This window comes from Azohydromonas australica DSM 1124 (assembly GCF_000430725.1).
In the GTDB taxonomy this organism is placed as follows: Bacteria; Pseudomonadota; Gammaproteobacteria; order Burkholderiales; family Burkholderiaceae_C; genus Azohydromonas; species Azohydromonas australica.
The window spans coordinates 232,616-251,132 of record NZ_AUMO01000017.1; the positions used below are offsets into that span (position 1 = coordinate 232,616).

15 protein-coding genes and 1 tRNA gene are annotated in these 18,517 nt (G+C 69.5%); 8 read left to right on the top strand and 8 right to left on the bottom strand.

All coding sequences use genetic code 11. From position 1 onward, the window contains the following. The first annotated feature begins 166 nt into the window (after positions 1-166). Genes accC through H537_RS0101120 form a run of 4 tightly spaced genes read left to right on the top strand, consistent with a single transcriptional unit; the run spans position 167 to position 4,422 of the window. Positions 167-1,516 carry an acetyl-CoA carboxylase biotin carboxylase subunit gene (gene accC / locus H537_RS0101105; RefSeq protein ID WP_028996441.1) on the top strand — a complete coding sequence of 450 codons (1,350 nt, stop codon included), beginning with the start codon at positions 167-169 and terminating at the stop codon, positions 1,514-1,516. A gap of 11 nt (positions 1,517-1,527) precedes the next feature. After that, a complete protein-coding gene (gene prmA / locus H537_RS0101110) occupies positions 1,528-2,436 on the top strand; it encodes a 50S ribosomal protein L11 methyltransferase (RefSeq protein ID WP_028996442.1) in 909 nt (302 codons plus the stop codon). A 7-nt stretch (positions 2,437-2,443) separates the two neighbouring features. After that, entirely contained in the window at positions 2,444-3,502 is a 1,059-nt protein-coding gene (locus H537_RS0101115; protein ID WP_028996443.1) for a zinc-ribbon and DUF3426 domain-containing protein, read from the top strand. Positions 3,503-3,519: 17 nt separating this feature from the next. Next, positions 3,520-4,422 carry a carbohydrate kinase family protein gene (locus tag H537_RS0101120; RefSeq protein WP_028996444.1) on the top strand — a complete coding sequence of 301 codons (903 nt, stop codon included), beginning with the start codon at positions 3,520-3,522 and terminating at the stop codon, positions 4,420-4,422. Positions 4,423-4,549: 127 nt separating this feature from the next. On the opposite strand, the gene H537_RS50515 is transcribed toward H537_RS0101120, so the two are convergent. From H537_RS50515 to H537_RS0101150, 6 genes are all read right to left on the bottom strand, one after another. Then, positions 4,550-5,077, bottom strand: coding sequence for a hypothetical protein (locus H537_RS50515; protein WP_043457994.1), 528 nt, complete (start codon positions 5,075-5,077; stop codon positions 4,550-4,552). 288 nt (positions 5,078-5,365) lie between these two features. Next, complete coding sequence (locus H537_RS0101130; protein ID WP_028996445.1) at positions 5,366-6,547, bottom strand: ribonucleotide-diphosphate reductase subunit beta; 1,182 nt, start codon at positions 6,545-6,547, stop codon at positions 5,366-5,368. A gap of 193 nt (positions 6,548-6,740) precedes the next feature. Continuing rightward, a complete protein-coding gene (locus H537_RS0101135; protein WP_028996446.1) occupies positions 6,741-9,662 on the bottom strand; it encodes a ribonucleoside-diphosphate reductase subunit alpha in 2,922 nt (973 codons plus the stop codon). A gap of 365 nt (positions 9,663-10,027) precedes the next feature. After that, complete coding sequence (ampD, locus tag H537_RS40355; RefSeq protein WP_051241460.1) at positions 10,028-10,642, bottom strand: 1,6-anhydro-N-acetylmuramyl-L-alanine amidase AmpD; 615 nt, start codon at positions 10,640-10,642, stop codon at positions 10,028-10,030. Next, positions 10,639-10,887, bottom strand: coding sequence for a PP0621 family protein (locus tag H537_RS0101145; RefSeq protein WP_028996447.1), 249 nt, complete (start codon positions 10,885-10,887; stop codon positions 10,639-10,641). The genes ampD and H537_RS0101145 overlap by 4 nt, the downstream gene beginning before the upstream one ends. 93 nt (positions 10,888-10,980) lie before the next feature. After that, positions 10,981-11,811 (bottom strand): cytochrome C assembly family protein, encoded by an 831-nt coding sequence (locus H537_RS0101150; protein WP_028996448.1) that lies wholly within the window; start codon positions 11,809-11,811, stop codon positions 10,981-10,983. Between the two features lie 58 nt (positions 11,812-11,869). Here H537_RS0101150 and ffh point away from each other — a divergent pair, with 58 nt between their 5' ends. Next, positions 11,870-13,246, top strand: coding sequence for a signal recognition particle protein (gene ffh, locus H537_RS0101155; protein ID WP_028996449.1), 1,377 nt, complete (start codon positions 11,870-11,872; stop codon positions 13,244-13,246). Positions 13,247-13,367: 121 nt separating this feature from the next. Here ffh and ftsY read toward each other — a convergent pair whose 3' ends face one another. Next, the gene (gene ftsY / locus H537_RS0101160; RefSeq protein WP_028996450.1) at positions 13,368-14,516 is read right to left on the bottom strand and encodes a signal recognition particle-docking protein FtsY; all 1,149 of its coding nucleotides are present in this window, start codon (positions 14,514-14,516) and stop codon (positions 13,368-13,370) included. A 74-nt stretch (positions 14,517-14,590) separates the two neighbouring features. On the opposite strand from ftsY, the gene H537_RS0101165 reads away from it, so the two are divergent. The 3 genes from H537_RS0101165 to miaB all read left to right on the top strand — a co-directional run bounded on the left by H537_RS0101165 (position 14,591) and on the right by miaB (position 18,109). Then, positions 14,591-14,667: transfer RNA gene (locus H537_RS0101165), tRNA-Met, on the top strand. 101 nt (positions 14,668-14,768) lie between these two features. Beyond that, positions 14,769-16,601, top strand: coding sequence for an aminodeoxychorismate synthase component I (pabB, locus tag H537_RS0101170; protein WP_028996451.1), 1,833 nt, complete (start codon positions 14,769-14,771; stop codon positions 16,599-16,601). Positions 16,602-16,762: 161 nt separating this feature from the next. Next, positions 16,763-18,109, top strand: coding sequence for a tRNA (N6-isopentenyl adenosine(37)-C2)-methylthiotransferase MiaB (gene miaB / locus H537_RS0101175; protein ID WP_028996452.1), 1,347 nt, complete (start codon positions 16,763-16,765; stop codon positions 18,107-18,109). 57 nt (positions 18,110-18,166) lie between these two features. Here the strand turns inward: miaB and H537_RS0101180 are convergent, their stop codons facing one another. Further along, positions 18,167-18,382, bottom strand: coding sequence for a hypothetical protein (locus tag H537_RS0101180; RefSeq protein WP_028996453.1), 216 nt, complete (start codon positions 18,380-18,382; stop codon positions 18,167-18,169). Between the last annotated feature and the right edge of the window lie 135 nt (positions 18,383-18,517).

Sequence of the window (18,517 nt, forward strand, 5' to 3'; positions counted from 1 at the left end):
CCCCTGCGGCCCGGACTGGAAAGTTACCGTTCGGGCTGAGCCTGTCGAAGCCCTGAGGCCTGGCCGGCCTGCAAGCCCTTCGACGAGCTCAGGGCAAACGGAAATTGGGACAAGCCCCCGCCGCGACAGCCCTCTCCGGGCGCGCGGCGGCTGCAGAGAAAGCAGCATGTTCAAGAAGATATTGATCGCCAACCGCGGCGAGATTGCCCTGCGCATCCAGCGCGCCTGCCGCGAGCTGGGCGTGAAGTCGGTGGTGGTGTATTCGGAGGCCGACCGCGACGCCAAGTACGTGCGCCTGGCCGACGAGGCGGTGTGCATCGGCCCGGCGCCTTCGGCGCAGAGCTACCTCAACATGCCCGCCATCATCTCCACCGCGGAGGTGACGGATGCCGAGGCCATCCACCCCGGCTACGGCTTCCTGTCGGAGAACGCCAACTTCGCCGAGCGCGTGGAAAAGAGCGGCTTCACCTTCATCGGCCCCACGCCCGAGTCGATCCGCATCATGGGCGACAAGGTGGCGGCCAAGCAGGCCATGATCAAGTCCGGCGTGCCCTGCGTGCCGGGCTCCGAGGGCGCGCTGCCCGAGGACCCGAAGGAGATCATCCGCATCGCGCGCGCCATCGGTTACCCGGTCATCATCAAGGCCGCCGGTGGTGGCGGCGGGCGCGGCATGCGCGTGGTGCATACCGAAGCAGCGCTGATCCACGCCGTGCAGACCACGCGCCAGGAAGCGGGCGCGGCTTTCGGCAACCCGGCCGTGTACATGGAGAAGTTCCTGGAGAACCCCAGGCACGTCGAGATCCAGATACTGGCCGACGAGCACAAGAACGCCGTGTGGCTGGGCGAGCGCGACTGCTCGATGCAGCGCCGGCACCAGAAGATCATCGAGGAGGCGCCGGCGCCGGGCATTCCGCGTCGCCTCATCGACCGCGTGGGCGACCGCTGCGCCGCCGCGTGCAAGAAGATCGGCTACCGCGGCGCGGGCACCTTCGAGTTCCTGTACGAGAACGGCGAGTTCTACTTCATCGAGATGAACACGCGCGTGCAGGTGGAGCATCCGGTGACGGAGCTGGTGTCGGGCATCGACATCGTGCAGATGCAGATCCGCGTGGCCGCCGGCGAGAAGCTGCCGTTCACGCAGCGCCAGGTGCAGACGCGCGGCCATGCCATCGAGTGCCGCATCAACGCCGAGGACCCGTACAAGTTCACGCCCTCGCCGGGGCGCATCACCATGTGGCATCCGCCCGGCGGCCCGGGCGTGCGCGTGGACTCGCACGCCTACACCAACTACTTCGTGCCGCCGCACTACGACTCGATGATCGGCAAGATCATCGTCTACGGCGACTCGCGCGAGCAGGCGCTGGCGCGCATGCGCACCGCGCTGGACGAGACCGTGATCGAAGGCATCCAGACCAACATCCCGCTGCACCGCGAGCTGATGGTGGACGCCAACTTCATTGAAGGCGGCACCAGCATCCACTACCTGGAAGGCTGGCTGGCGCAGCGCAAGCGGTAAAGGAGCTGTCCATGTTCGAGCTGGTGCTGCGCGCGCCGGAGACGCTGGTGGAGCCAGTGTCCGAGGCGCTGATGGAAGAGCTGGAGGCGCTGTCGGTGTCGGTGGAAGACGCCGACGTCAACACCGAGGCCGAGCAGGCGCTCTTTGGCGAGCCGGGCATGCCCGCGCCCAAGAGCGGCTGGCAGCGCTCGACGCTCAAGGCGCTGTTCGCCCAGGAGGCGCAAGCCACCGAGGCCGCCACGCTGCTGCTGGCGCAGGAATGGGCCAGCGAGCTGCAGGTGCAGTCGCTGCAGGAGGTGGCGGACCAGGACTGGGTGCGCTTGACGCAGTCGCAGTTCGCGCCGGTGGAGATCACGCCCGCGTTCTGGATCGTGCCGAGCTGGCATGAGACGCCGCAGCAGGCGCAGCAGGTGATCCGGCTCGATCCGGGCCTGGCGTTCGGCACCGGCACGCACCCGACCACGCGCATGTGCCTGCGCTGGATCGCGCGGCAGGACGCCGAGCGCCGCGCGCGCTGGCAGCGCGTGCTCGACTACGGCTGCGGCTCGGGGATCCTGGCCATCGGCGCGGCACTGCACGGCGCCCGGGAGATCGATGCCGTGGACATCGACCCCGCGGCGGTGCAGTCCACGCTGGACAACGCGCAGGCCAACGGCGTGACGCTTCGCGCCGGGCTGCCGGAGCTGGCGCAGGAACAGTACCCGCTGGTGCTGGCCAACATCCTGGCCACGCCGCTGAAGCTGCTGGCCCCGCTGCTGGCCGGACACGTGGCCCCGGGCGGCGACCTGGTGCTGGCCGGCATCCTGGAGCGCCAGGCCGACGAGCTGAAGGCGGCCTACGCACCGTGGTGCGAGCTGCAGGTCAGCGATGCCGAGGATGGCTGGGTGCTGATGACGGCACGCCTGGCCGACCAGGGCTGAGCCGGCCATGAGCCAGGCCGCGCGCTGTCCCAGCTGCCGCACGGTCTTCCGTGTGCAGCCGCAGCAGTTGCAGGCTTCGGGCGGCTGGGCGCGTTGCGGCCAGTGCGGCGAGGTGTTCAACGCGCTGCAGGCGCTGGTGGCGATGCCGCCCGCGCCGGCTGGCACCACCCCCGCATCGGCCCGAACGGGCGCGCCGCTGGACCGCAATCCGCCGCCGGTGTCGTCGCTGTACCGCCGCGCCGAGCCCACGCCGGCCTCGATGCCGCCGGGCGGCGGCACGCCCGCGCCGGCAGCGGCAGTGCCCGCGCCCAGTCCCCTGCCCCGCGAGACCGCCGCGCCGCCCGCGACGACGACACCGCGTCCGGCCGCGCCCGTACCGCCGGCAACGCCCGCTGCAGCACCCGCACAGCCGCCGAGCCCCGCACCGGCGCCAGCGCCGGTCCCCCGGGAGACGGATGTGCGTGCATCCACCGTCGGCACGCCGCCCGACCTGAACTCGGTGCTGGCGGACGACGCGGCACCGTCCGCCTTCATGGACACGGCCACGGCGGCGCCCTCCTTCATGCAGGCGCCCGCGCCGGCTGCGCAGGTCACCGACACCCGGCGCACCTGGTGGACCGCCGCGGCCACGGTGCTGGTGCTGGTGGCGCTGCTGCAGGCGCTGATCATTGCGCGCCCGGCGCTGAGCACGCGCTTCCCGGGCCTGCGTCCCTTCATGCAGCCGCTGTGCGTGCTCATGCGCTGCAACGCCGAGGCCGCGCCGCGGCATCTGGCCGCACTGGCGGTGGAGAGCAGCGCGCTGTCGCGGCTGTCGGGCAGCGAGCAGCGCTACCGACTGTCCTTGGTGCTGCGCAACCGCGACACCCAGACCCTGCGCTGGCCCGCGGTCGAGCTGCGGCTCACCGACGCACAAGGCGTGCTGCTGGTGCGCAAGGTGCTGCGTGCCCGCGAGCTCGGCGCCACGGTGGTCGCCATCCCCCCCGCCCAGGAAATACCGCTGCAGGCGGTGCTGGACGTGGGCGACCAGCCCGTGGCGGGCTACTCGGTCGAACTCTTCTATCCCTGAACCTCACGGACTCCCCCATGCCCGTTCTCGTCTGCGGCTCGCTGGCCTTCGACACCATCACGACCTTCCATGGACGCTTCGCGCAGCAGATCCTGCCCGAGCAGGTGCACATCCTGAACGTGTCCTTCCTGGTGCCGACGCTGCGGCGCGAGTTCGGCGGCTGCGCGGGCAACATCGCCTACACGCTCAAGGCGCTGGGCGGCGAGCCGGTGGTGGCCGCGGCGCTGGGCAACGACGGCGGCCCGTACCTGCAGCGCCTGCAGGACCTGGGCATCGACAGCTCCAGCGTGCGCGTGGAGGCCGAGAGCTACACGGCGCAGGCGATGATCATCACGGACACCGACAACAACCAGATCACCGCCTTCCACCCCGGCGCGATGCAGCAGGCGCACCTGATTGACGTGCCCGCGCGCGACGACCTGGCGCTGGCCATCGTGGCACCCGATGGACGCGAGGCCATGCTGCGCCACGCCGCGCAGTTGCACGAGCGCGGCATCCCCTTCGTGTTCGATCCGGGCCAGGGCCTGCCCATGTTCGACGGCGAGGCGCTGCGCGGCTTCATCGCGCAGGCGACCTGGGTGGCAGTCAATGACTACGAGGCCCGCATGCTGTGCGAGCGCACGGGCGAGAGCCTGGAGCAGATCTCGAGCCGTCCGCACCTCAAGGGCGTGATCGTGACGCTGGGCGCGCAGGGCTGCGAGCTGTGGGTGCAGGGCGAGCGCACGCTGGTGCCGGGTGTGGAGGCCGCGCAGGTGGTCGATCCCACGGGCTGCGGCGATGCCTTCCGCGGCGGCCTGCTGTACGGGCTGGAGCGCGGCTGGCCGCTGGCGCGCTGCGTGGAGCTGGGCAACCGCATGGGTGCGCTCAAGATCGCGCAGGCGGGCCCGCAGAACCACCGCGTCGAGCGCATCGAGGGCTGAGGCCCGGGGCGTACGCCGGCACGCCGGCCGGCGCCCCGCAAGACCCACCCACGGAAATGACACGGCCCGCCAGGCCGTGAGGCCTGCGGGCCGCTACACACACGCGCCGCGGTCGCGGCGCGACGGCTCAGGGCTTCTCGCCCGTCGGGAAGGGCCAGGCGGCGGCAGGGCTCAGCGCGGTCTTGGCCGACGCTGCTGCGGTGCCGGTGGTGCCGGCGGCCGAGGCCTTCTTGGCCGACGCCTTCTTCGCGGCGGCCTTCTTGGCCGGGGCCTTCTTCGCCGGCGCCGCGGCCTTGGTGGCCGTCGCGGCCTTCTTGGCAGGGGCAGCGGCCTTCTTGGCCGGGGCCTTCTTCGCCGGTGCCGCGGCCTTGGTGGCCGTCGTGGCCTTCTTGGCCGGGGCGGCCTTCTTGGCAGCCGTGGCCTTCTTGGCCGGCGCCGCGGCCGTCGTCTTCTTCGCCGCAGCCTTCTTGGCCGGCGCAGCAGCCGTCGTCTTCTTCGCGGCGGCCTTCTTGGCCGGCGCGGCGGCCGTCGTCTTCTTCGCGGCAGCCTTCTTGGCCGGCGCTTCAGTGGCCTTCTTCGTTGCGGCCACCGCCTTCTTCGCCGGGGCCTTCTTTGCCGCGGCCTTCTTGGCCGGGGCTTTCTTCGCAGTTGCCATCACGCTCTCCTTGATCAAGTGACAAAGCGCCGTGCCGCGTTGCCGCGGCCCGGCTGCTCACCGTCCGGTGTTCTGCCCTCAAGGGGTTCCCGGTCCGGCGAACGGGGGAGCGCAGGCCCGGTGGCGTTTCTGTTGTCGCCACCTGGGCCTGCGCGGATCTTGATCGCTTGCTTCTTCGTGGGGTCCCGGTGATCGGGCTGCGACGGCAGGCTGCCGGCGTGCGGGCCGCCCGACGCGGGAGTCGCGCATCGGCTCCACAGCAGGCGTCGGCGTGCGCCGCGGCCGCCTTCAGTCCCAGCTCAGCGCGCCGCCGCTCTGGTACTCGATCACGCGGGTTTCGAAAAAGTTGCGCTCCTTCTTCAGGTCAATCATTTCGCTCATCCACGGGAACGGGTTGTCCTCGTTGGGGAAAAGCGCCTCCAGGCCGATCTGCGTGGCACGCCGGTTGGCGATGTAGCGCAGGTAGCCCTTGAACATGGACGCGTTGAGGCCCAGCACGCCACGCGGCATGGTGTCCTCGGCGTAGCGGTACTCCAGCTCGACGGCCTGCAGGAACAGTGCCTTGATCTCGGCGCGGAACTCCGGCGTCCACAGCTGGGGGTTCTCCAGCTTGATCTGGTTGATGAGGTCGATGCCGAAATTGCAGTGCATCGACTCGTCGCGCAGGATGTACTGGTACTGCTCGGCCGCGCCGGTCATCTTGTTCTGCCGGCCCAGCGCCAGGATCTGCGTGAAGCCGACGTAGAAGAACAGGCCTTCCATCAGGCAGGCGAAGACGATCAGGCTCTTGAGCAGCGTCTGGTCGGCCGCCAGGGTGCCGGTCTTGAAGGTCGGGTCCATGATCGCGTCGATGAACGGGATCAGGAACTCGTCCTTGTCGCGGATGGACGACACCTCGTGGTAGGCGTTGAAGATCTCGCCTTCGTCCAGGCCCAGCGACTCCACGATGTACTGGTAGGCGTGGGTGTGGATCGCCTCCTCGAAGGCCTGGCGCAGCAGGAATTGGCGGCACTCCGGCGCCGTGATGTGGCGGTAGGTGCCCAGCGTGATGTTGTTGGCCGCCAGCGAGTCGGCGGTGACGAAGAAGCCCAGGTTGCGCTTGATGATGCGGCGCTCGTCCTCGGTCAGCCCGTTGGGGTCCTTCCACGTCGCGATGTCGCGCGACATGTTGATCTCCTGCGGCATCCAGTGGTTGGCGCAGGTGGCGAGGTACTTCTCCCAGGCCCACTTGTACTTGAAGGGCACGAGCTGGTTGACGTCGGTCTGGCCGTTGATGATGCGCTTGTCGGCCACGTTAACGCGGCGCTGGCTCAGGGCCTGTGCCGCTGCGGACGGGGACGGTTCAGCGGCCACGGCATCGACGGCGATGGAGGCGCTGCGCACCGGAGGCACGGAGCCTTGCGAGGGATTGCTTGGGGTCGTCTGCGGCGTGCGGGCTTCGCCTTGGACGTCGTCTTCCCAGACCAGCATGTGTGTACTTCCTAATGTGTGGAAATTATGAGAGGGATGCGATCAAACACCAAGCACTTGTTGCCCCTGCAATGCACTGCATGAGGCCCTGAACCATCGATGCTGGCGGACTTCATGCAAGAAGTCCGGTTTGCAACCATAGGGAGTTCAGCAAGCGGCTTGCCGATCGCATCCAACCGAGGTCATCGGGCGCTTACTGACAAGCCTCGCAGCCGGGATCGTCGATCGCGCAGAACTTGATGTCGGTGGCCGGCACCGCGGCTTCCGCCACCACGGCGGACACGGCAGCAGGCGCCATCACCGCGGCCGGCGCCGACAACGAGGACACGGCGTTGAGTGCACCGGCCTGCACGGTGGACTTCTCCACGTGCGTGGCCGCCATCGTGCGCAGGTAGTACGTGGTCTTGAGGCCGCGCACCCACGCCAGCTTGTAGGTCTCGTCGAGCTTCTTGCCCGAAGCGCCGGCCATGTAGAGGTTCAGGCTCTGCGCCTGGTCGATCCACTTCTGGCGCCGCGCCGCGGCTTCCACCAGCCACTGCGTCTCGACCTCGAAGGCAGTCGCGTACAGCCGCTTGAGCTCCTCGGGCACGCGGTCGATGCGCTTGAGCGAGCCGTCGAAGTGCTTGAGGTCCATGAGCATCACGTCGTCCCACAGGCCCAGCGCCTTGAGGTCGCGCACCAGGTACTCGTTGATGACGGTGAACTCGCCCGAGAGGTTGGACTTCACCGAGAGGTTGCCGAAGCAGGGCTCGATGGAGGCGTCCACGCCGATGATGTTGGAGATGGTCGCCGTGGGCGCGATGGCCACGCAGTTGCTGTTGCGCATGCCGTGCTGGCCGATCTGCGCGCGCAGCGCGTCCCAGTCCAGCGTGGAGGCGGTGTCGGCGTCGATGTAGCCGCCGCGCTCCTGGGCCAGCAGCTTGAGCGTGTCCAGCGGCAACACGCCGCGGCTCCACAGCGAGCCCTCGTAGCTGGAGTAGCGCCCGCGCTCGGCCGCCAGCTCCGTGGAGGCCCAGTAGGCGTAGTAGCACAGCGCCTCCATCGAGCGGTCGGCGAACTCCACCGCCGCCTGGCTGGCATAGGGCACGCGCAGCTGGTAGAGCGCGTCCTGGAAGCCCATCACCCCCAGGCCCACCGGGCGGTGGCGCTCGTTGGCGCGGCGCGCCTTCTCCACCGCGTAGTAGTTGATGTCAATGACGTTGTCGAGCATGCGCATGGCCGTGCGAACGGTCTTGCGCAGCTTGTCGTGGTCGATGCCGCCGTCCTTGAGGTGGTGCGACAGGTTCACCGAACCCAGGTTGCACACCGCGATCTCGTCCGGACCGGTGTTGAGCGTGATCTCGGTGCACAGGTTGGAGGAGTGCACCACGCCCACGTGCTGCTGCGGGCTGCGCACGTTGCAGGCGTCCTTGAACGTGATCCAGGGATGCCCGGTCTCGAACAGCATCGTGAGCATCTTGCGCCACAGGTCCTTGGCGGCCATGCGCTTGAAGAGCTTGATCTCGCCGCGGTCGGCCATGGACTCGTAGGCCACGTAGGCGCGCTCGAAGTCCTGGCCGAACTTGTCGTGCAGGTCCGGGCAGTTCGAGGGCGAGAACAGCGTCCACTGACCACCTTCCATGACGCGCTTCATGAACAGGTCCGGAATCCAGTTCGCGGTGTTCATGTCGTGCGTGCGGCGGCGGTCGTCGCCGGTGTTCTTGCGCAGCTCCAGGAACTCCTCGATGTCCAGGTGCCAGGTCTCCAGGTAGGCGCACACCGCGCCCTTGCGCTTGCCGCCCTGGTTCACGGCCACGGCCGTGTCGTTGACGACCTTGAGGAAGGGCACCACGCCCTGGCTCTTGCCGTTGGTGCCCTTGATGTAGGAGCCCAGCGCGCGCACGTTGGTCCAGTCGTTGCCCAGGCCGCCGGCGAACTTGGACAGCAGCGCGTTCTCCTTGAGCGCCTCGTAGATACCTTCCAGGTCGTCGGAGACGGTGGTCAGGTAGCAGCTGGAGAGCTGCGAGCGCCGCGTGCCCGCGTTGAACAGCGTGGGCGTGCTGCTCATGAAGTCGAAGCTGGAGAGCACGTCGTAGAACTCGATGGCGCGCGCCTCGCGGTCGCCGCTCTTCTCGCCCAACGCCAGGCCCATGGCCACGCGCATGAAGAAGGCCTGCGGCAGCTCGATGCGCTGCTCCTCGATGTGCAGGAAGTAGCGGTCCACCAGGGTCTGCAGGCCCAGGTAGTCGAACTGCAGGTCGCGCTCGGCCTTGAGCGCCGCGCCCAGCCGCGCCAGGTCGAAGCCCAGCAGCGCCTCGTCCAGCAGCTCGGCCTTGACGCCCTTGGCCACGAAGCCCGGAAAGTATTCGGCGTAGCGCGTGGCCATCTGCTCATGCGTCACTTCCTGACCCAGCACCTGCTTGCGCACCGTGTGCAGCAGCAGCCGCGCGGTGGCGCGGGTGTAGGCAGGCTCCTTCTCGATGAGGGTGCGCGCGGCCAGGATGGCGGCCTTGTGCACTTCCTCCAGCGGCACGCCGTCGTAGAGGTTGCGCCGCGTCTCGGCCAGGATGGGGCCGGCCTTCACGTCCTCGCCCAGGCCCGCGCAGGCGGACTCCACCAGCGCCTGCAGCTTGGCCTCGTCCAGCGGCACGCGCTGGCCGTCCTCGACCACGTGCAGCACGGGCTTGGCCGCGGCGGCCTGGGCCGCGGCTGCGGCGGCCGCTGCACGCTGGGCGCGCTCCTGCGCATGGCGCTCGCGGTACAGCACGTAGGCACGCGCCACGTCATGGTGGCCGCTGCGCATGAGCTGCAGCTCGACCTGGTCCTGCACGTCCTCGATGTGGAAGGTGCCGCCGGTTGGGCGCGAGCGCAGCAGCGAACGCACCACGGCCTCGGTGAGCCCGTCCACCGTCTCGCGCACGCTGGCCGAGGCCGCGCCCTGGCTGCCGCGCACGGCCAGGAAGGCCTTCATCAGCGCCACGGCGATCTTGCTGGGCGTGAAGGCGACCACCGCCCCGTTGCGCCGGATGATCTGGTAGCCCTCGTAGGTGGCGCGCGCCGGTGCTTCGACAGCCTCGGCCTCGCCGATGAAGGCGCTGCCGGCGCCGGAGGAGGAATGCAGTTCAGGTGCGCTCATGTGGACTTTCCTTCTGGTCAACGGGAGAGCTGCCGCCGCCGCAAGCTCGACGGCTTGCGACCGGGCCTGGCAGGCTCTCCAGCACCCCGATGCGGGCCCTTCCAGGGGCCCGGCGGACCGGGGCATGTGCAAAAACTTGTGGATAACCGGTGAGTCATCGGTGGACAGTGGACACTACCGGTGGTGTGGCGGCGCGTATTAGACCACTACATGTAGTGGTCGAGAAGCTTCAGCCCCCGGAGAGTCACAGATTTGCCACGTTCGCGTGATGCACCGCCAAAGCCGGCATCCGGCTTGCACTGGGAATGGAACGCCCACTCGCGGCGGCCTGGACGGTTGCGCCCGAAACGGGCTTCGGAAGGGCGTCAGGCGCGCCGTTGCAGCGCGCTGCCGGCGCCTTGCCAGCCGCTGAGCCGGGCCAACAGCGGCCAGCTGAAGGCAGCGCCGGGGTCGTGCTTGCGGCCCGGCGCAACGTCCTCATGGCCGGTCACCTCGGCCAGCGGATAGCGCCGCGCCAGTGCCCGCAGCAGCCGTGCCAGGCGCCGGTACTGCACGGCGGCGAAGGGCGTGCCCTCCAGGCCTTCGAGCTCGATGCCGATGGAGTAGTCGTTGCAGTTGTCGCGGCCGCGCCAGCTGGAGCGCCCGGCATGCCAGGCGCGCGCGTCACAGGACACGAACTGCATCAGCGCGCCGTCGCGGCGCACCAGGAAGTGCGCCGACACTTCCAGGCCGCAGATCTGCTGGAAGTACGGGTGCGCGTCCCAGTCCAGCCGGTTGGTGAAGAGCCGCTCGATGGCATCGCCGCCATAGACGCCCGGCGGCAGGCTGATGGAATGGACCACCGCCAGGTCGATGCTCGCGCCCGCGGGGCGCGGACCGAAGTTGGGCGAGGGACAGCGCCGCGCCGGCGCGTACCAGCCCTCTTCCCAGTCATCGCGCCGGGCCGTGGCCGCGCGCGGCGCAGGCGGATCGGCGCTCATGTCTTGCGCGGCCCCGCGGCGCGGTGCATCGGGCAGCAGTAGGGCTTTCCATCCAGGCCCAGCACGGCTTCGCTGCTGGGCAGGTGCAGCCCGCAATGGCTGCAGCGCACCATCGCCTCCAGCTGGGGCGGCTCGGGTGGGCGCGGCGGCGGTGGCGGAGGAGGCGGTGGTGGTGGCGGCAACGAGGCGCGGCGCATGGCCCACAGCACCAGCGCGATCACGGCCAGGAGCAGCAGGTACTTCATCGCAGCAGCCTCTCATGCAGGGCGGCGGGTGGCAGGGCGTGGGAGATCTTCATGGTCCGGGCAGCGGCGCCTGCGGCAGGCGCGCCGTGGTTCTCACACGGTGCGGTGCAGCACCACCTCCAGCACGAAGCGCGAGCCGATGTAGCCCAGCAGCAGCAGCACCGCGCCGGCATAGAGCCAGCGCGTGGCGCGCCGTCCGCGCCAGCCCCAGGCCAGCCGGCCGCCGATGAGCAGCGCGAAGGTGGCCCAGCCCAGCAGCGAGAACACCGTCTTGTGGTCCCAGCGCCACTCCGGGCTGAGCCAGGCGCCCAGCAGCAGCGCGGCGCTGAGCACCACGAAGCCGGCCTCGATGAAGCGGAAGGTCAGCCGCTCCAGCCGCAGCAGCGGCAACCCGAAGGGACCGCCGCTGCTGCCCTGGGGCGGGACGAGCTTCAGGCGCATCTGGCGCTCGGCGCGGTCCAGCAGCATCGCGTGCAGCACCGCGGCGCCGAACAGGCCATAGGAGGCGATGCCCAGCAGCCAGTGCAGCGGCATCCAGGCCGAGCCGCCTTCAAGCCGGATGTCGCCCGGGAAGGCCGCGGCCAGCAGCACCACCGGCGCACCCACGGTCGCGAGCTGGCGCCGCACGCCCGGCAGTGAGAAAAGGCGGCTTTCCACTGCATGCACCGCCAGCACGAACCACACGGTCAGCGACAGCGCCGGGCCGAAACCGAAGCGCACGCCCGGCGGCTCGCGGCCGATGGCAGCGATCTCCAGCACCAGCGCCACGCCGTGCAGCACCCAGCCCAGCTGCAGCGCGGCCGTGTGCAGCCGGCGCCCATCGGGCGCAGGCAACATGGCAACGAGGTAGGCCAGCACGGCGCCCAGGGCGGGCAGCCAAGGCCATGCGACGGCAGCCGCCACGGGGCCGGACGATAAAATCATCCGAACAGTTTACTTTCGCGGCCAGCGCCTCCCGGCGTGCCACGGTCGCCCCCCCGCCATGGCATCCGCCCTCACCGACCGCCTGTCGCGCCTGGTCAAGACCATGCGCGGCCAAGCCCGCATCACCGAAAGCAACGTGCAGGACATGTTGCGCGAGGTGCGCATGGCTTTGCTCGAAGCCGACGTCGCCCTGCCCGTCGTGCGCGACTTCATCGCCCGCGTCAAGGAAAAGGCCCTGGGCCAGGAGGTGGTGGGCTCGCTCAACCCCGGCCAGGCGCTGGTGGGCATCGTGAACAAGGAGCTCGCCGCCACCATGGGCGAGGGCGTCTCCGACATCAACCTCGCCGCGCAGCCGCCAGCGGTGATCCTGATGGCGGGCCTGCAGGGCGCGGGCAAGACCACCACCACCGCCAAGCTGGCCAAGCACCTCATCGAGCGCCGCAAGAAGAAGGTGCTCACCGTCTCGGCCGACGTGTACCGCCCCGCGGCCATCGAGCAGCTCAAGACGGTGACGAAGCAGGCCGGCGCCGAGTGGTTCCCCTCCGCAGCCAACCAGAAGCCGCAGGACATCGCGCTGGCGGCGCTGGACCACGCGCGGCGCCACTACTTCGACGTGCTGCTGGTGGACACCGCCGGCCGCCTGGCCATCGACGAGGCGCTGATGGCGGAGATCCGCGATCTGCACGCCGCGCTCAAGCCAGTGGAGACGCTGTTCGTGGTGGACGCCATGCAGGGCCAGGACGCCATCAACACCGCGCGCGCCTTCAAGGAGGCGCTGCCGCTCACGGGCATCGTGCTGACCAAGCTCGACGGCGACTCGCGCGGCGGCGCGGCGCTGTCGGTGCGCCAGGTCACGGGCGCGCCCATCAAGTTCGCCGGCGTGTCGGAAAAGATCGACGGGCTGGAGGTCTTCGACGCCGAGCGCCACGCCGGGCGCGTGCTGGGCATGGGCGACATCGTCGCCCTGGTCGAGGAGGTGCAGAAGGGCGTGGACCTGGAGGCGGCGCAGAAGCTCGCCGAGAAGGTCAAGAGCGGAGACGGTTTCGACCTCAACGACTTCCTGGCCCAGATCAGCCAGATGAAGAAGATGGGTGGCCTCTCCAGCCTCATGGACAAGCTCCCCGCCCAGCTCGCCGCCAAGGCCGGCCAGGCCGACATGGACCGTGCCGAGCGGGACGTGCGCCGCATGGAGGGCATCATCAATTCCATGACCGCGCTGGAGCGGCGCAAGCCCGAGCTGATCAAGGCCAGCCGCAAGCGCCGCATCGCCGCCGGCGCCGGCGTGCAGGTGCACGAGGTGAACAAGCTGCTCAATCAGTTTGAGCAGATGCAGGGGATGATGAAGAAGATGAAGGGCGGCGGCCTGATGAAGATGATGAAACGCATGGGCGGCATGAAGGGCCTCAAGGGCATGCTGCCGCCGGGAATGGGCTGAAGGGCCGAGCGTCTCACCCGGCATGGGCTGAAGGCCCCGGGCAACCGACGCGGCTCTATATATAAGTAAGAAGGGCAGGCACCTTGCGGTGTCCGCCCTTCTCTCTATGGAGCCATCGGCCTCAGCCCAGCAGCGCCTGCGCGAACTCGCGCGCGTCGAAGGTCTCCAGGTCCTCCAGCTTCTCGCCCACGCCGATGAAGTACACCGGCACCGGGCGCTCGCGCGCGATGGCCGCCAGCACGCCGCCCTTGGCCGTGCCGTCGAGCTTGGTGACGATCAGGCCCGTGAGCTGCAGCGCCTCGTCGAAGGCCTTCACTTGCGCCAGCGCGTTCTGGCCGGTGTTGCCGTCCACCACCAGCAGCACCTCGTGCGGCGCGTCGGCCTGGGCCTTGGTGATGACGCGGCGGATCTTCTTGAGCTCCTCCATCAGGTGCAGCTGCGTGGGCAGCCGGCCCGCGGTGTCGGCGATGACGACGTCGCAGCCGCGCGCGCGGCCGGCCACCACGGCGTCGTAGGTCACGGCCGCCGGGTCGCCGCCCTCCTGGCTCACGATCTCCACGCGGTTGCGCCCCGCCCACACCGCCAGCTGCTCGCGTGCGGCGGCGCGGAAGGTGTCGGCCGCCGCCAGCAGCACGCGCTGCTCGGCGTCGGCAAGGTGCCGCGTGAGCTTGCCGATGCTGGTGGTCTTGCCCGCGCCGTTGACGCCCACGACCATCATCACCGTGGGCGAGGCCTCGCCGATGCTCAGCGGCTTCTCCAGCGGCGCCAGCAGCTCGGCGATGGCATCCACCAACAGCGCCTTGACGGCCGCCGGGTCAGTGGCCTTGGCCTCCTTGACGCGGCGCCTGAGGTCCTTGAGCAGGTGCTCGGTGGCCTTGACGCCGGCGTCGGCCATCAACAGCGCCTCTTCGAGCTGCTCGTACAGGTCCTCGTCGATCTTGGTGCCGGTGAAGACCTGCGCGATGCCGCTGCCGGTCTTGCGCAGTCCCTGCTTGAGGCGCTCCATCCAGCCCGCGCGCGGGGCACCGGGCTTCTCGGTGGTTTCCTCCACCTCCGGCTGATCGACGGACACCTCGGCCGGCGCGGCGGGTGCAGGCACGGGCGCGGGCGCGGACTTGCCGAACAGGCCGCCGAGCCACCCGCTGCGCGCCGGCGGCGCTTCGGTGGCCGGCGGGACGACAGGCACCTCAGGCGCAGCGGGCGCGGCGGCAGGAGACTCCTGCGGCGGGGCCGGCGGCGGGGGCGCCTTCTTCTTGAAAAAGCTGAACATGAAGAAATTGTCTGATGAATTCGCTAAGGGGCTTGCACCGAAGTCAAAAATATCGATAGAATGGCGGTCTCGCAGGCGCTTTAGCTCAGCCGGTTAGAGCGACGGAATCATAATCCGCAGGTCCGGGGTTCGAATCCCTGAAGCGCCACCAAACAAGAAAGCCCTGCAGGCCACAAGCCTGCAGGGCTTTTCGCTTTGTACGCGCCGCAACCAGTGCCCTTCCGGGTTGCAGCAATGGGCATGCTCAGCGCCATGACGATCTTCGCCCTGCTCGACGACTGCACCGCCACGCTCGATGCGCCGCGCAGCCGGCTCTACAGCGGCTTCGTGCGCGAACACCGGTGCACCGACCCGCGCACGCTCGAAGCGGTGTGCGCCGCGGCCGAGGCCGACCAGCGCGCCGGCCTGCACGCACTGCTGCTGGCCGACTACGAATGGGGCGCCAAGCTGCTGCGCGCGGGACACGAGGCGCTGGACCCGGACGACGGCGCGAGCCTTCGGCTGCTGATGTTCCGCGAGCTGCGCCACCTCTCTCGCGACGAGGCCGACGCCTGGCTCGCAGCGCAGGACACCGCCACGGCGGGATTGCCCACCGCCGGGCTGCTGCCGCTGGAGCCCAGCATCGAGCGCGCGGGCTTCGAGGCCGCCATCGAACGCATCCACGCCGCCATCCGCGCTGGCGAGAGTTACCAGGTCAACTTTACCTACCGCCTGGGTGGCCAGGCCTACGGCGAGCCGCTGCGCCTGTACCGCCGGCTGCGCGAGCGCCAGAGCGTGCCCTACGGCGCGTTCATCCAGCTGCCCGACGGCGGCTGCGTGCTGTCGTGCTCGCCGGAGCTGTTCCTGCGCCACGAGCGGGGGCTGCTGACGGCACGCCCGATGAAGGGCACCGCCGCGCGCTGCGCCGACGCGACCGAGGACGCAGCCGTTGCCCAGGCGTTGGCGCAGGACACCAAGAACCAGGCCGAGAACCTGATGATCGTGGACCTGCTGCGCAACGACCTGGGCCGCATCGCGCAGACCGGCTCGGTGCGCGTGCCGGCGCTGTTCACGGTGGAACCGCATGGCGTGGTTTGGCAGATGACTTCCACCATCGAGGCCCGGCCGCGCCCGGGGCTGGACCTGCCCGCCCTGCTGCGCGCCGCCTTCCCCTGCGGCTCCATCACCGGCGCGCCCAAGCTGCGCACGATGCAGCTCATTGCCGAACTGGAAAGCACGCCGCGCGGCCTCTACTGCGGCGCCATCGGCTGGCTCGATGCGCCGCAAGGCGGGGCGGCCTGCGGCGACTTCTGCTTCTCGGTAGCGATCCGCACGCTGGTGCTCGGCCCCGAAGGCAAGGACGGCCTGCGCTGCGCGCGCCTGGGCGTCGGTGCCGGCATCGTGCTCGACAGCGAGCCTGCTTCCGAGTTCGAGGAGTGCCGGCTCAAGGCCCGCTTCGCCACCGGGCTGGGCCACGAGTTCGAGCTGTTCGAGACGCTGTTCGCGCAGCAGCCCCAGGGGTTCAGGCATCTGGAGCGGCACCTGGCGCGATTGCGGCGCAGTGCGCAGGCGCTCGGCTTCCAGCTCGATGAAGCCCTGGTGCGCCGGCATCTCGATGCCGCGTTGACTGCCCTTCCCCAGGGCATGCCGCATCGCGTGCGCGTGGCACTGACCCACGACGGCCGCGTCAGCGTCACGCAGGTGCCGCTGGCGCCCTTGCCCGCCCGGCCGGTCGGGCTGCTGCTGGCTGAAGAGCCGCTGGCACCCTCGCCGCTGTCGCGCCACAAGAGCACGCTGCGCGCGCGCTACGACGCCGGCGTGCGCGCGGCCGAAGCCGTGGGCGCCTTCGACACGCTGTTCTTTACGCCCGACGGCCGGCTCATCGAAGGCGGCCGCAGCAACGTCTTCGTGCAGCTCGATGGCCGCTGGTGGACGCCGCCGCTGGCCGACGGCGCCCTGCCCGGCGTGATGCGCGAGGTGCTGATGGAAGATCTCGGCGCCCAGGAGCGCAGCCTGCGGCGCAAGGACCTGACACGCGCGCAGAACCTGAGCATTTGCAACGCCTTGCGTGGCGCGCTGCCGGCCCGGCTGCTGGGCGGCGACTAAAATTCGCGTTCGCCCGCGGGCCTTGCTGCCCGCACCCACAGCCCCTGGCTCTACACCATGTCCGCTGTGCCGGCGCCGCGCCGCCCTTCGCAGGGACGGGCCGCGGCCACGCGCAGGCCTGGACCGCAGCGTGCCGCCTCCCTTCGCTGAAGGACCCTCCCATGAGCGCCAAGAAAGTATTCATCCGCACCTTCGGCTGCCAGATGAACGAGTACGACTCGGACAAGATGGCCGACGTGCTCAAGGCCGTCGAAGGCTACGAGCCCACCGACGACGTCGAGCAGGCCGACCTGATCCTGTTCAACACCTGTTCGGTGCGCGAGAAGGCGCAGGAGAAGGTCTTTTCCGACCTGGGCCGCGTCAAGCACCTCAAGAAGAAGGGCGTGCTCATCGGCGTGGGCGGCTGCGTGGCGAGCCAGGAAGGCGCGGCCATCATCGAGCGCGCACCCTACGTGGACATGGTGTTCGGGCCGCAGACCCTGCACCGTTTGCCGCAGATGATCCAGGCGCGCCAGGACCAGCGCCGGCCGCAGGTGGACATCAGCTTCCCCGAGATCGAGAAGTTCGACCACCTGCCGCCCGCGCGCGTGGAAGGCGCCTCGGCCTTCGTGTCGATCATGGAAGGCTGCTCCAAGTACTGCAGCTATTGCGTGGTGCCCTACACCCGCGGCGAGGAAGTGAGCCGCCCCTTCGAGGACGTGCTCACCGAGGTCGCCGGCCTGGCCGACCAGGGCGTCAAGGAAGTCACGCTGCTGGGCCAGAACGTCAACGCCTATCGCGGCCGCATGGGCGACAGCGGCGAGATCGCCGACTTCGCGCTGCTGATCGAGTACGTGGCCGAGATCCCCGGCATCAAGCGCATCCGCTACACCACCAGCCACCCCAACGAGTTCACGCAGCGGCTCATCGACGTCTACGCCAAGGTGCCGCAGCTCGTGAGCCATCTGCACCTGCCGGTGCAGCACGGCAGCGACCGCGTGCTCATGGCCATGAAGCGCGGCTACACGGCGCTGGAATACAAGAGCACGGTGCGCAAGCTGCGCGCGGTGCGGCCGGACATCAGCCTCTCCAGCGACTTCATCGTCGGCTTCCCCGGCGAGACGCAGGAGGACTTCGAGCGCACGCTCAAGCTGATCGAGGACGTGGGCTTCGACGCCAGCTTCAGCTTTGTCTTCTCGCCGCGCCCGGGCACACCGGCCGCCGCGCTGCACGACGACACGCCTCAGGAGCTGAAGCTCAAGCGGCTGCAGCAGTTGCAGGCGCTGATCGAGGCCAACGTGCGCCGCATCAGCGACAGCCGCGTCGGCACGGTGCAGCGCATCCTGGTCGAAGGCCCGTCGCGCAAGGACCCGGCCGAGTTCATGGGCCGCACCGAGTGCAACCGCATCGTCAACTTCAAGGGCCAGCCGCGCCTGGTGGGGCAGATGGTCGAAGTGCGCATCACCCAGGCGCTGCCGCATTCGCTGCGCGGCGAGCTGGTCCTGCGCGGAGACGACGCGGCAGCCTGAACGCGCTCAGGCTTCCCTCGGGCCGTGGCACATGCCGTGGCCTGGGCGGCTGCAGGCTCAGTGCAGGTCGCTGAGCTGCACGCGCGGCGTGGCGAACTCGCGTCCCACCATCGCGCGGGCAAACAGGTAGTTGCCCTTGGCGCGCTCGCTCAGCGCATCCAGGTTGACGTGACCGTCGCGGTCACAGGGGAAGGCCAGCGCGTGGCCCTCGCGGAACAGCGAGGGGAAGCGGATCTCGTAGGCTTCGACGGACTGGGCAAGGGTCTGGGACATGGCCTTCTCCTGCATTGTTCGGTGCTTGACGATCTCACTGTGCCGCCGGTGGCGGGCACTGCACAGCCAGAGCAAAGCAACGCGCGTGCCGGTTTCCGGCGCTAACGAATGTCAGGCTTTTGCGGATGCGGTCGG

What these genes read in the sequence shown, in the direction of transcription:
- accC (WP_028996441.1), top strand. Translation starts at nt 167, where the DNA reads ATGTTCAAGAAGATATTGATCGCCAACCGCGGCGAGATTGCCCTGCGC.
- prmA (WP_028996442.1), top strand. Translation starts at nt 1,528, where the DNA reads ATGTTCGAGCTGGTGCTGCGCGCGCCGGAGACGCTGGTGGAGCCAGTG.
- H537_RS0101115 (WP_028996443.1), top strand. Translation starts at nt 2,444, where the DNA reads ATGAGCCAGGCCGCGCGCTGTCCCAGCTGCCGCACGGTCTTCCGTGTG.
- H537_RS0101120 (WP_028996444.1), top strand. Translation starts at nt 3,520, where the DNA reads ATGCCCGTTCTCGTCTGCGGCTCGCTGGCCTTCGACACCATCACGACC.
- H537_RS50515 (WP_043457994.1), bottom strand. Translation starts at nt 5,077, where the DNA reads ATGGCAACTGCGAAGAAAGCCCCGGCCAAGAAGGCCGCGGCAAAGAAG.
- H537_RS0101130 (WP_028996445.1), bottom strand. Translation starts at nt 6,547, where the DNA reads ATGCTGGTCTGGGAAGACGACGTCCAAGGCGAAGCCCGCACGCCGCAG.
- H537_RS0101135 (WP_028996446.1), bottom strand. Translation starts at nt 9,662, where the DNA reads ATGAGCGCACCTGAACTGCATTCCTCCTCCGGCGCCGGCAGCGCCTTC.
- ampD (WP_051241460.1), bottom strand. Translation starts at nt 10,642, where the DNA reads ATGAGCGCCGATCCGCCTGCGCCGCGCGCGGCCACGGCCCGGCGCGAT.
- H537_RS0101145 (WP_028996447.1), bottom strand. Translation starts at nt 10,887, where the DNA reads ATGAAGTACCTGCTGCTCCTGGCCGTGATCGCGCTGGTGCTGTGGGCC.
- H537_RS0101150 (WP_028996448.1), bottom strand. Translation starts at nt 11,811, where the DNA reads ATGATTTTATCGTCCGGCCCCGTGGCGGCTGCCGTCGCATGGCCTTGG.
- ffh (WP_028996449.1), top strand. Translation starts at nt 11,870, where the DNA reads ATGGCATCCGCCCTCACCGACCGCCTGTCGCGCCTGGTCAAGACCATG.
- ftsY (WP_028996450.1), bottom strand. Translation starts at nt 14,516, where the DNA reads ATGTTCAGCTTTTTCAAGAAGAAGGCGCCCCCGCCGCCGGCCCCGCCG.
- pabB (WP_028996451.1), top strand. Translation starts at nt 14,769, where the DNA reads ATGACGATCTTCGCCCTGCTCGACGACTGCACCGCCACGCTCGATGCG.
- miaB (WP_028996452.1), top strand. Translation starts at nt 16,763, where the DNA reads ATGAGCGCCAAGAAAGTATTCATCCGCACCTTCGGCTGCCAGATGAAC.
- H537_RS0101180 (WP_028996453.1), bottom strand. Translation starts at nt 18,382, where the DNA reads ATGTCCCAGACCCTTGCCCAGTCCGTCGAAGCCTACGAGATCCGCTTC.